The organism is Colwellia sp. E150_009 (genome assembly GCF_053543955.1).
The window spans coordinates 1-12,281 of sequence record NZ_JBHFOM010000002.1; the positions used below are offsets into that span (position 1 = coordinate 1).

General features: G+C 37.0%; 11 protein-coding genes. 1 reads left to right on the forward strand and 10 read right to left on the reverse strand.

Features of this window, described 5'->3' with window-relative positions; genetic code table 11:
* Positions 1-158: 158 nt before the first annotated feature.
* The 6 genes from tehB to ACE1OF_RS01240 form a co-directional block, all read right to left on the reverse strand.
* On the reverse strand, positions 159-725 hold the full coding sequence (tehB, locus tag ACE1OF_RS01215; RefSeq protein WP_448892102.1) for a tellurite resistance methyltransferase TehB: 567 nt from the start codon (positions 723-725) through the stop codon (positions 159-161).
* A gap of 156 nt (positions 726-881) precedes the next feature.
* Positions 882-1,721, reverse strand: a complete 840-nt coding sequence (gene kdsB / locus ACE1OF_RS01220) for a 3-deoxy-manno-octulosonate cytidylyltransferase (protein WP_448892103.1) — start codon at positions 1,719-1,721, stop codon at positions 882-884.
* A gap of 3 nt (positions 1,722-1,724) precedes the next feature.
* Positions 1,725-1,940 carry a Trm112 family protein gene (locus ACE1OF_RS01225; RefSeq protein ID WP_448892105.1) on the reverse strand — a complete coding sequence of 72 codons (216 nt, stop codon included), beginning with the start codon at positions 1,938-1,940 and terminating at the stop codon, positions 1,725-1,727.
* A gap of 57 nt (positions 1,941-1,997) precedes the next feature.
* Positions 1,998-3,020 (reverse strand): tetraacyldisaccharide 4'-kinase, encoded by a 1,023-nt coding sequence (gene lpxK / locus ACE1OF_RS01230; RefSeq protein ID WP_448892107.1) that lies wholly within the window; start codon positions 3,018-3,020, stop codon positions 1,998-2,000.
* Positions 3,021-3,059: 39 nt separating this feature from the next.
* Entirely contained in the window at positions 3,060-4,823 is a 1,764-nt protein-coding gene (gene msbA / locus ACE1OF_RS01235; protein ID WP_448892109.1) for a lipid A export permease/ATP-binding protein MsbA, read from the reverse strand.
* An 84-nt stretch (positions 4,824-4,907) separates the two neighbouring features.
* Positions 4,908-7,403: a DNA internalization-related competence protein ComEC/Rec2 gene (locus tag ACE1OF_RS01240; RefSeq protein ID WP_448892111.1), complete on the reverse strand. Its 2,496-nt coding sequence runs from the start codon at positions 7,401-7,403 to the stop codon at positions 4,908-4,910.
* A gap of 131 nt (positions 7,404-7,534) precedes the next feature.
* Between ACE1OF_RS01240 and ACE1OF_RS01245 the strand changes: the two genes are divergently transcribed.
* Positions 7,535-8,044, forward strand: coding sequence for a DUF2062 domain-containing protein (locus ACE1OF_RS01245; protein WP_448892113.1), 510 nt, complete (start codon positions 7,535-7,537; stop codon positions 8,042-8,044).
* A gap of 6 nt (positions 8,045-8,050) precedes the next feature.
* Here ACE1OF_RS01245 and ruvB read toward each other — a convergent pair whose 3' ends face one another.
* From ruvB to aspS, 4 genes are all read right to left on the reverse strand, one after another.
* The gene (gene ruvB, locus ACE1OF_RS01250; protein ID WP_448892114.1) at positions 8,051-9,061 is read right to left on the reverse strand and encodes a Holliday junction branch migration DNA helicase RuvB; all 1,011 of its coding nucleotides are present in this window, start codon (positions 9,059-9,061) and stop codon (positions 8,051-8,053) included.
* Between the two features lie 15 nt (positions 9,062-9,076).
* Positions 9,077-9,715: a Holliday junction branch migration protein RuvA gene (gene ruvA / locus ACE1OF_RS01255; protein ID WP_448892116.1), complete on the reverse strand. Its 639-nt coding sequence runs from the start codon at positions 9,713-9,715 to the stop codon at positions 9,077-9,079.
* Between the two features lie 90 nt (positions 9,716-9,805).
* Positions 9,806-10,333, reverse strand: coding sequence for a crossover junction endodeoxyribonuclease RuvC (ruvC, locus tag ACE1OF_RS01260; RefSeq protein WP_448892118.1), 528 nt, complete (start codon positions 10,331-10,333; stop codon positions 9,806-9,808).
* Positions 10,334-10,419: 86 nt separating this feature from the next.
* Positions 10,420-12,204 (reverse strand): aspartate--tRNA ligase, encoded by a 1,785-nt coding sequence (gene aspS, locus ACE1OF_RS01265; protein WP_448892120.1) that lies wholly within the window; start codon positions 12,202-12,204, stop codon positions 10,420-10,422.
* Between the last annotated feature and the right edge of the window lie 77 nt (positions 12,205-12,281).

Genomic DNA, 12,281 nt, shown 5'->3' on the forward strand with positions numbered 1-12,281 from the left:
AAATACCAGTAAAAATTATTTTTGATATATCTCTAGCTTGATAGTTTTTCTTAATTCAAGGCAAATTTCGCGTCAATAGCTGGCCTATTGCAAGTAAATTTAACGCAGAAGTAAGGAAAAACAGCAGCTAGAGAAACATTTGTTAAGCCGAGCTCAGGTTAATTAGGCTTTTTCGCTAAAATAGTCGCAAACTGCAACTTTACTCCATTGTGCATAGTGCCAACGTCTTCATTATACTTAATTAACTCCCAGCCCTGATACGCTTCGCGCAATTCACCTTCATTTAAGGTGAATGGAAAGCCAACAGGGCATGGATGTTCAACTGTACTCATGGCGCAAACAATTAAGTTATACCCCCCTGGCAAAGTACATGCTTGCATGTTAGCAATAACAGCATCCACACGAGCAGGGTCAAGAAACATCAAGGTAACTGTGCAAGCAATAAAGCCGTAATTGTCATCAAGACTGGCATTATTAATATCGTACACTTGTGCCGTAATATTGGTGAGTTTTTCTTCATCAATAATACGCTTCAGCGTATCAACCGCAGCAGAGTTAGCATCAATTGCACTAACATTAAATTTAAGTTGGCTTAGGTACAATGCATTACGGCCATTAGAACACCCCATGTCTAACACATCACATGGTTCTATAATTTTACACGCTTCTACCACTTCACTATGCGCAGGATTCAAGCCATATTGGCTGTTAAGATCAATTGTCATGGTCACTACTTTGTTTGAAAATAAGAACTATATAATACTACTAATTATACTGAATAAAAATGAATAGCCGCCTTTAATAAACTTTACCCCACTAACAATAATAATAGTGGTTTATCAAAAATATTAACCGATACCAATCCTATTAAATTTTTCCATTCAAGAAAAATTGATAGATGCCGCATAAGCACGTGCTTTTTCGAGATCTTCTGGGGTATCAACCCCCTCAACTGGCACATTTGTTTTTGCTACAGCAACATGAATATTTTCCCCCTGATAAAGCACCCTTAACTGTTCCAATGCTTCAACTTGCTCTAATTGGCTCGTTGGCCAATTAACATAGTCTTTAATAAAACCAGCGCGATAAGCGTAAATACCTACATGACGTAAATAGAATTCACCAATACTATTAACACTGTCATTACCTAAAAACAGGGCTCTGTCATAAGGAATAGTCGCACGGCTAAAGTACAAAGCATAGCCGTCTTTATCGGTTAATACTTTTACTGCATTAGGGTTAAATGCTTCGGCAACAGAGTCAATTTTAATCGCTAACGTGGACATACGAGAAACTTTACCCATATCTAAATTATTAACCACTTGCGCCGCTTTTTGATGCGCTAAATTATTTGCTACTTGAGCAATGTTTTCAGGCGGAATAAAAGGCTCATCACCTTGAACATTTACAATAATTTCATCATCATGAAACTGGTATAGTTCCATCACTTCAGCTAAGCGCTCAGTGCCAGATTGATGGTCACTTCGTGTTTTACATACTTCGCCACCAAAACGCTTAACTACTTGCTCAACTTCATCATTATCCGTCGCCACAATCACTTTACTTGCGCCGCTCAGTTTTGCTTTTTCTACAACCCATTGAATCATAGGTTTGCCGCCAATATCAGCAAGCACTTTGCCAGGTAGTCTTGAAGATTGAAAACGTGCAGGAATTACAACAATAAAAGGAGTGGTATCGATAGGCAATATGGCAACTGTCATTATTTAGCCTTCTTGATTTACATTATGTAATACTTCGCCCGAATCATCTTGGCAAATACGACGCGCTTCGCTCTCTAACAACACAGGAATATCTTGTTCTATTGCATAGGCAAGTTTATCAAATTTACAGATAAGCTCTTGCTGCTCTTTATTGTAGTCAAGTTTACCTTTACATACAGGACACGCTAAAATGTCCATTAATTTTGTATCAAAAGCCATAATTTGATTCTCTTTGTTGATGTTGTTTTATTTGTGTATAAATTGAAAATATTCAACCTACCTAGATAGTTTCTTCTTTATGTATTGCATCAATGCTTGTTCATCTTGTTCTGAAAACTGCGCCCTAACGGGTAAATACCACCAGTTATCTTGCGCGAATGACTGGCATTTTACCGCATCTTTCTCGGTCATTAACAGCGGTAAATCAGTTTTAAACTGATTAAAATCATCAAGGGTGAAATTTTTATGATCAATAAAGCCTTGCTGTTTGATTATGTTAAAACCCAGCGTTTTTAAAGTATCAAAAAAACGTTGCGGGTCACCAATGCCAGCAATAGCATTCACACTGTGCCATGTTTTAATAAACTCAGTTAACAACAGCTTTTCACCACTTTTAATATGAATTAATTCATTTCCTGTGAGTGTCATTAATAATGACTCAATATTTTTATTATTGTTACTGGTAACATAAGCACCATTAAAAATAACTAGGTCTGCTTGTTGTAAACGCCATTTACCTTCGCGTAAAGGCCCAGCAGGCAATAGCAATCCATTACCAAAAAGGCGTTTAGCATCGACAATTATTAACTCTATATCACGCTGTAAACGATAATGCTGTAAACCATCATCACTGATGACAACATTACAACCTTGTGTAATTAACCACTGTGCATTAGCCACTCGGTCAGCGCCTACCACCACAGGCACATGACAACGTTGATATATTAGTATCGGCTCATCACCTGCTTGTATACTCGTGCTACTATCATCCAGTAAATAAGGGTAAGTATCAGCTTTGCCACCGTAACCACGAGAAATAACCCCCGGTTTAAAACCTAATGTTTTCATTAATTCTACTAAATGAACAACTACAGGTGTTTTACCATTACCACCAATACCAATATTCCCTACAACAATGACGGGCGCATCAACGTTAAATGATTTTAAAACACCTAACTTAAATGCGAGCCTACGCAGTAAGCTTAATAAGTAAAACAAGGCGCTTAAAGGCAATAATAAAGGAACTAACCAATATTTTGCACGGTGCTTTTTAAACCAAACTTGTTCAATTAAACGCACGCTAACTCCGTCGTAACGTTATCATTGAGATTATTCATCTTAAGACTCAAATTGAAAATTATGTAGTTGAGCATAAGCACCATTTTTATCAAGTAGCGTTTGATGATTACCCTGCTCAATTATTTTACCCTGCTCCATCACAACAATTTTATCTGCATTTTCAATAGTAGATAACCGATGAGCAATAACAATTGATGTTCTATTTTGTTGTAATGTTTGCAATGCATCTTGAATATGACGTTCAGATTCAGTATCTAACGCACTAGTGGCTTCGTCTAAAATCAAAAATGGTGCGTCACATAATAACGCTCGTGCAATGGCTACACGTTGACGTTGACCGCCCGATAACAAAGCACCATTTTCACCAATATTTGTTTGTAATCCTTGTTCCATATTATCAGCAAATTCTAGAATATGAGCACTTTTAGCGGCCGCTATAATTTCATCTTTTGTCGCTTCAGGTTTACCATAAGCAATATTATTGGCGAGGGTGTCGTTAAAAAGCACCACATCTTGTGAAACATAAGCAAACTGGTGACGTAAATCCTTCAAAAAATACTCTTCAATATTTGTATCATCAATTAGAATTTCACCTTGATTAGCATCATAAAAGCGTAATAACAACGCACTAGCCGTCGACTTACCACTACCCGAACGGCCAACAAAGGCCAATGTTTCACCTGAATTTAATTCAAACGATATATTGTCGAGCGCCCATTTGTTATTAACTAAATCATCATCTTGATAATCATAAGCAAATTTAACATTTTTAAATACAATTTTTCCCTGTGCCTTATCAAGATGTTTAACACCCGTATCTTTTTCTCTCTCTTGATCTAAAACAGAAAAAATACTCGTACAAGCAGCCATCCCTCGTTGAAATTCACTATTAACATCAGTCAACATTTTTAGTGGTCTTAACAACATCACCATGTAAGTAATAATACTAATAAAACTACCAGCAGAAATACTTTCGCGTAAAGCGTCAGAATTCACCGCATAAAAAACAAAAGCTAAAGCAAAGGAAGCAATAATTTGAATAATAGGGACACTGCCTGCTTTCGCAGCAACTAACTTCATTCGTTGATGTCTATTTTGATTATTAATTTGTTGAAAACGAGCAAATTCTTTTTCTTGCCCACCAAAAGTCAGCACCACTTTATGGCCATTAAAGGTTTGCTCAGCAGCCGAGGTAACTTCGCCCATGGCCCCTTGAATATTTTTACTTATTTTACGAAAGCGCTTTGAAACAAAATGCACCACAAAGGCAATTATAGGTGTTATAAAAACAAAAATAAGCGATAACTGCCAACTGATATAAAACATCAAACCAATTAAACCTAGCACAAAAGCACTTTGTTGCACTATAACTAAGACCGCTTTACTCACAGAATTTAAAACTTGTTCAGTGTCATAAGTCAGCTTAGAAATTAAACCACCCGTTGATTCTTTGTCATGAAAAGTCACAGGCATACTCATAATATGTTCAAACAATGCCTGCTTTAAATCGGTCACCACATTATTTCCCACCCATGCTAAACAGTAATTAGCAATAAAGTGGAATAACCCACGAAATATAAAGGCTGCAACAACAAATAATGGTGCCCATTTCATAAATTCACGGTTTGCACCACCTAAACCTTCATCTATTAACGGTTTAAGTTGAGATAAAAAATACACATCGATAGCGGCGTAGCCTAACATACCTATAATAGCGGCAATAAAACCTAATTTATAAGGTTTGGCATAACCAAGAAGACGCTTGAAATTGTGCCATGTAGTGGCGTTTATTGAGTTTTCCATAGAAGAAATTCTTTCACTGCATCTGACTGACATTATAATCATTTGATTTTAACGTGAATTAGTTAAACAACCAACTAAATATCTTTACCAAGGTGACTTTGCAAACCAGAAAGGCCATAAATTATCATGATAGGTATAATAACTAACATCATTTTCCGAAAAATTGATTGTAACTTGTCCTAATTTAGCACTATTAAGCAATTGTATATTATATTGTTGGTAACGATTTACCACTTCAGTAACAGGCATACGCCATCTATTTAAAAAACCAGCGCTAACCACCGCTATTTTAGGGTTTACTTGTTCAATGAACATTTTGCTTGATGATGTTTTAGAGCCATGATGCGGCACAATCAATACATCAGCTTGAAGCGATGGGTATTTTTGCATTAGCTTACTTTCAATTTTTTTGGAAATATCCCCTGTTAACAATACCTTGTGTTTATTGTCTGTAATTAGTAATACACAAGAGTCATCATTTTCTTGTGCTATTTTTTGGTCTGGCCACAGCATTTCTATTGTTAAATTTTGCCAGAAAAATAATTCACCTTGCAGGCAAGTACTACTTTCAACGTCTTTACTGGTATTGTAAATCAATTCATCAACCACGATAGATTGCTGTAAAACCTTTAACCCTCCCGCGTGGTCATTATCACCATGACTAATAATTACTTTATCTAAACGCTGTATGCCTGCAAATTGTAAATAAGGTAGCACTACAGCTTCTATCATATTAAAACCACTATCATAAGCAGCGCCTGTATCGTATAAAATAGCCTTATTATCACGTTGTATCAGTATTGATAGTCCTTGACCAACATCGAAAACAACTAACTGCCAATGCGGTAACTGCTTATTTAGCTTTTTATTTAACGCTGGAATTAAGCTGATAAAAATTAGCAAAAAGCAAAGCATAACAATACGTTTTTTACCTTTAATTTGGTATGAAAATTTAGGTTGAAGAAATGCCCATAATACAATTGCTAGACCACAAAAAAATAAAAACTGAATGTCAATTGATGACAATGGAATAACTGCCCACCAGGTGGTAGACAAATAAGTTAAATAACTCCAAATAGCCTCTAGAGATGCTAAAGATAATAGAACCAAATAATGAGACAAAGTGTCTGAAACATGCATCGTAAGTACTGACAATAAACACAAAGGAATACTAATAAAACTCATCCAAGGTACCGCAATAATATTCGCGAATAAGGCAACTAACGTAACTTGTTGAAAAAATACGGCGCTAATAGGCAAAAGCATAACCGTTAAACTTAATTGAATAACAATTAACCCTTTAATAAAGCGCCAAAATATATGACCCGTGTTGAGTATGTTTTTAAAACGCCAAAGCGTTAAAAAAATAACCGTAACAGCATAAACCGACAGCCAAAAACTTGCCGTAAACAAACTAAAAGGAGTGGTTAGTGTTATGATAAATAATGTCAGGAGCAACCAACGTGTCACTGAAATATTTAGGGCTAATAATCGTATTAGCCAATAAAAACTTAACATCACTAAAGCGCGCACTGTGGGTAAAGAAAAACCAGCTAAATACCCATAACTAAAAGCCGCCATCATACTTAACCCAATAGCATAATAACGAAAATTAGTTGTTTGTAGCTTGTAACTTTGTACAAATAATAACAAAGGTAATAAACGCAGTAACAACATAACACTATAAAAACAGCCCGTTGCCACTAAACCAATATGCAAACCTGAAATCGCAATTAAATGCCCCGTACCTGTAACTTGTAACACCTGCCATAAATCTTGTGTTAAGGCCGTACGCGAGCCAAATCCTAATGCCAATAATAAAGGGGCTAATGCATTTTTATCACTATTTTTAGTTAGTAATGCGGTATAATCATTGAAAAGTTGTTGTCGTAGCGAACTTTCACCATTAAGTAGGCGGTTATCTTTATGGTTAATAACATAACCCGTAGCACTGATCATTTTACTATTTAACCAAGTTTGGTAACTAAAACCTCCTTGATTAGCTAGGCCGTGAGCAGGCTTAAATTTCACGTACAAATTGACACTTTGACCTTGTTGTAATGCTAAATTGGCTTTTTTCCAACTTAACCGAAATTGGATAGCGCTAGCTAGCTTAATATTATTAAGGTGAGTGACAGAAAGATTGAAACGTAACTGACTATTTGAACGGTTTATTTGGCTTAATTTATCTTCACTTTTTATTAACGAGCTAATTTTTAATGTATTTTCTGTAGATTCAGGTTGTTCTGTAGGGGCATGTAAACTTAATACCTCACCTTGAATCCACTGAGCTTTATTTGATAACTCAATAACATCTAACTTGTTCTCTTGCCAAAGGTGTTGAAAAGTAAACGCATTAAATAGCATCCAACTTGCCCCAAATAACAGCCCAGAGCTTAATCGTAAAGGGTAATAAAACCCAGATAAACTAACAAAATGAATAATAGGTTGCTTGAAAGGAAAGTAAAAAAAGAAGAATGAGAGCAAAAGAAGTGAAATTAACACAAAAAGATCTGGCACTACAGGTAAAAATAGTGAGAATATAGCACCAAGAAAAAAATTAGCTAGCCACCAGTCCATAGTGAATGAAGTACTTCCTGTATCCGATATAGTATGATTGTTCTATCGTTAAATTTTACTAGCAACGATAGAAATTTAATATTGATTAATAAACCTTTAAGATAACTAAATATAAAGATCATTGTAAGTATATGCCAAAAAAACTAATTAAGCGCTTTATGCCAGATCATCAACGTATTAAAGACAATAAACACTTAAAAATTTTTGGTAATTTATTACATAACCCACATTTATGGCACATGAATCGTCATTCTGTAGCAAAAGCTTTTGCTGTTGGTTTATTTTTTGCTTTTATCCCTGTCCCTTTTCAAATGATTTTAGCTGCTGGTACAGCAATTTTAGTCCATTCAAATTTACCACTGTCAGTTGCCTTAGTCTGGTTAACAAATCCACTTACCATGCCTGCAATTTTTTACGCGTGCTATGTTGTAGGAGCTTGGTTATTACATACCCCTCATAAAGAGTTTTTGTTTGAAGCAAGTTGGCAGTGGATAATTGATAGTTTATCAACCATTGGCCCTGCATTTTTATTAGGTTGCGGTGTTTTAGCAATATTGTTTTCAATTCTAGGTTACTATGGCATTCAATTATTATGGCGCTATAGTGCAACAAAAGCTTGGCATAGCCGTAGAAAAAAGTAAAAAATACTACTTGAGTACAGGCCGAGTTATTGAAAAATGCTGATAAGCTCTATCAGTGGCAATTCGGCCACGAGGTGTTCTTTGTAAAAAACCTTGTTGAATCAAGAAGGGTTCAAGCACATCTTCTATTGTTTCTCGCTCTTCACCAATTGCCGCTGCAACATTATCAAGACCCACAGGTCCTCCCATAAATTTATCAATAATGGCATGCAGCAGTTTTCTATCCATAATATCAAAACCTTCATTATCTACTTCTAGCATATCAAGCGCGGCTGCTGCAGTTGCTTGATTAACAAAACCATGTGTTTTGATATCGGCATAATCACGCACTCGACGTAATAATCTATTCGCAATACGTGGCGTTCCGCGAGCACGACGAGCAACTTCATACGCCCCGTCCCCATCAATATTTAAGTTTAAGAAATGCGCCGATCTTTTCACTATTGAGGTTAAGTCTTGTACATTATAAAACTCTAAACGCTGCACGATACCAAACCTATCTCTAAGCGGTGACGTTAATGCACCAGCTCGAGTCGTTGCACCAATCAGTGTAAAGGCAGGTAAATCTAATTTAATTGAACGTGCTGCAGGCCCCTCACCGATCATAATATCAAGTTGATAATCTTCCATGGCTGGGTAAAGTATTTCTTCAACAACAGGGCTTAATCGATGAATTTCATCAATAAATAAAATATCGTTTTCTTCTAGGTTAGTAAGTAATGCAGCTAAATCACCTGCTTTTTCCAATACAGGCCCAGAAGTAGTGCGAATATTCACGCCCATTTCATTAGCAACAATATTAGCAAGCGTAGTTTTTCCTAAACCTGGCGGGCCAAAAATAAGTAAATGGTCTAATGGCTCATCACGCTGTTTTGCCGCTGGAATAAATATCTCCATTTGGGCCTTTACGTGTGCTTGTCCCGTATAATCAACAAGCATTTTAGGACGAATAGCGCGATCAACGCCTTCGTCTTCAAGGGTGGCTATAGGTTCTATTAAACGATCAGCTTCTATCATTGTTGTTCCCTGTTTTTACAGCATCGATTTTAACGAAAGCCTAATAATTTCTTCGCTTGTCATACCTTCATTATAAACTAGCTTTACAGCCTTATCTGCTTGAACTTGTTTATAGCCTAATGAAATAAGTGCATTAATGGCATCACCTTTATTATTACGAAAAGTGTCACTAAAGCCGTTTACAAACGTTTGCTCTGCTCCTAATTGTACAGGCATAGCGTCAGTTGCTGGAGTATGTGAAGTCATTTGCCAGTCTTTTAAACGATCCCGCATTTCTATGAGTAAACGTTCTGCCGTTTTTTTACCAACCCCTGGAATTTTTACTATTCCAGAAATATCATCATGACCAACACAACTCACAAATTGATCTGCAGACATCGCAGATAGTACTGCCAACGCCAACTTAGGACCAACACCATTCACTTTAATAAGCAATCGAAATAACTTTCGTTCAGTCGTATTAACAAAACCATACAGCAATTGTGCATCTTCACGAACAACAAAATGGGTATAAATAACTGTTGGTTCATTAAGTTCAGGTAATGCATAAATGCTAGTCATTGGCATAGTAACTTCATAGCCAACGCCAGCGCATTCAATAAGAATTTCAGGTGGAAATTTTTCAACTAACGTGCCAGATAAACGACCAATCACAGCATAAACCTACAAAAATCAATAATTATGGCAAAATCATAGCACTATATATTTATACAGTAAACTATTTTTTGGTCACTTAATACTGAGCTACCTTAACCTTTTTCGCACTGTTTTTTGTGCTTGCCCAGTTAATTTTGCTAAAATTTCATGACTGTTAGCGTGACATAAAGCAACCGCAAGCGCATCAGCTGCATCGGCTTGTGGTGTACCAGGAAGTTTAAGAATGCTCTTTACCATATGTTGCACTTGTGATTTATCGGCACTACCAGTACCGACTACAGCTTGTTTAATTTGCCGTGCTGAGTACTCAGCAATGGGCAAGCCGTTATTCGTGGCCGCAACAATAGCCGCACCACGCGCTTGACCAAGTTTAAGTGCAGAATCAGGATTTTTCGCCATAAATACTTGCTCAATGGCAAACAGATCAGGTTTGAATTGTAAAATAATTTCAGAAACCCCTGCAAAAATAGTTTGCAAGCGTAAACCTAGCTCATCACCTTGACTCAGTGCTTTGATACAGCCACTTCCAAGATAAGTAAAAGAGCGACCTTCATGCTTTATAACCCCGTAGCCAGTAAAGCGTGACCCGGGGTCTATTCCTAAAATAATAGCCATAAAGAGTAGGTGGGAGTTTGCCCGCGCTCAGTTATTAATTTCAAAAACAAGCGGTTAAGCGCGATTAACATCACGCTTATAACACCTTATTCATCATCAAAAGGTTTTTCAAGTTTCTGTATACCCAACTCAGCTAATTGTGCTGGGTTAGCATTACCAGGCGCATTCGTTAATGGACAAGCTGCAGTTGTGGTTTTTGGAAAAGCCATTACTTCACGAATTGATGTTGTGCCTGTCATTAACATCACTAATCGATCAAGACCAAAGGCAAGACCTGCATGTGGTGGCGCACCATATTGTAACGCTTCAAGTAAGAAACCAAATTTCTCTTGTGCTTCAGCTTCATCAATACCTAAAATTCTAAACGCGGCAGATTGCATATCTTGTTTGTGAATACGTACCGAACCACCACCTAACTCACAACCATTTAATACCATGTCGTAAGCGTCTGATAATGCGCCAAGAGGATTCGCTTCAAGCTCTTCAGGTGTTAAACCTGTTGGTGCTGTGAACGGGTGATGCAATGCATGCATGCGACCGTCAATTTCTTCAAACATTGGAAAATCAACAACCCATAAAGGTTTCCAGTCACCTTTAAGTAAATCTAAATCTTCACCAATTTTAAGACGTAAAGCCCCCAATGATTCTGTAACAACATTATACGTGTCTGAACCAAAGAAAATAATATCGCCAGTTTTAGCTTTCGTACGCTCAAGTAGTGCTTTAGCTGCATCAGCAGATAAAAATTTCAAAATAGGTGATTGTAAACCATCAACACCTGTTGATAACGCAGCGTCAATATCATTTACTTTCATCCATGGCATACCTTTAGCACCATAAATACCAACAAACTTGGTTAAATCATCAATACCTTTTCGTGAAAACTTCGCTGCGCCATTAGGCACACAAATAACCGCAACACGGCCTTTTTCATCATTTGCGGGGCCTGAAAACACTTTAAATTCAACATCTCTTAAAATATCCGCAACATCTGTTATCTCTAATGGATTACGTAAATCAGGTTTATCTGAGCCATATCGTGCCATCGCTTCAGAAAATGGCATACGCGGGAACTCACCTAAATCAACATCTAACATTTCTTTAAACAGTTCGCGGATCATTGTTTCAGTGACTTCCATAACTTGATCACTGGACATAAATGATGTTTCTATATCAATTTGCGTAAATTCAGGTTGTCTGTCGGCACGTAGATCTTCATCACGAAAACATTTTACAATTTGATAGTAACGCTCCATACCTGACATCATCAGCAATTGTTTAAATAACTGTGGTGATTGTGGTAAAGCAAAAAACTTTCCTTTATGCGTACGACTTGGTACTAAATAATCACGCGCACCTTCAGGCGTTGCCGCAGTAAGAATTGGCGTTTCAATATCTAAAAAACCTTGCGATTCTAGTGAACTACGTACTTTTGAGGTAACCTTGGCACGAAAACGTAACCGTTCAGTCATTTCAGCACGACGTAAATCAAGGTAACGATATTTTAAACGTTGCTCTTCTGAGTTAACTTGATTTGAATCTAATGGCAACGGTGCTGATTTATTTAAAATGGTCAGCTCTAAACCCAGTACTTCAATAGCACCGGTTTTCATGTCTTTATTTACTTGGCCTTCTGGACGAGCACGTACTTTGCCCGTTAGCTGCACACAAAATTCGTTGCGTAATGTATTCGCCTTAGCAAGTACTTCTGGTAAATCAGGATCATAAACCACTTGCACTAAACCTTCGCGATCACGAAGATCCAAAAAGATTACAGCACCTAAGTCACGACGACGATTTACCCAGCCACAAAGAGTGACCTCTTGACCAATATGAGATTCATTAACCTCACCACAATAAAGACTACGCATAGATTTTGCCTTGATAATAATATGAACTGCAGCTTACATCTAAGTTACGAATAACTTAGCGAAACTTGTAAATGCCG

Coding starts and splice junctions, on each gene's coding strand:
- kdsB (WP_448892103.1), bottom strand. CDS start 1,721: ATGACAGTTGCCATATTGCCTATCGATACCACTCCTTTTATTGTTGTA.
- ACE1OF_RS01245 (WP_448892113.1), top strand. CDS start 7,535: ATGCCAAAAAAACTAATTAAGCGCTTTATGCCAGATCATCAACGTATT.
- aspS (WP_448892120.1), bottom strand. CDS start 12,204: ATGCGTAGTCTTTATTGTGGTGAGGTTAATGAATCTCATATTGGTCAA.
- ACE1OF_RS01240 (WP_448892111.1), bottom strand. CDS start 7,403: ATGGACTGGTGGCTAGCTAATTTTTTTCTTGGTGCTATATTCTCACTA.
- ruvB (WP_448892114.1), bottom strand. CDS start 9,061: ATGATAGAAGCTGATCGTTTAATAGAACCTATAGCCACCCTTGAAGAC.
- msbA (WP_448892109.1), bottom strand. CDS start 4,823: ATGGAAAACTCAATAAACGCCACTACATGGCACAATTTCAAGCGTCTT.
- tehB (WP_448892102.1), bottom strand. CDS start 725: ATGACAATTGATCTTAACAGCCAATATGGCTTGAATCCTGCGCATAGT.
- ruvC (WP_448892118.1), bottom strand. CDS start 10,333: ATGGCTATTATTTTAGGAATAGACCCCGGGTCACGCTTTACTGGCTAC.
- ACE1OF_RS01225 (WP_448892105.1), bottom strand. CDS start 1,940: ATGGCTTTTGATACAAAATTAATGGACATTTTAGCGTGTCCTGTATGT.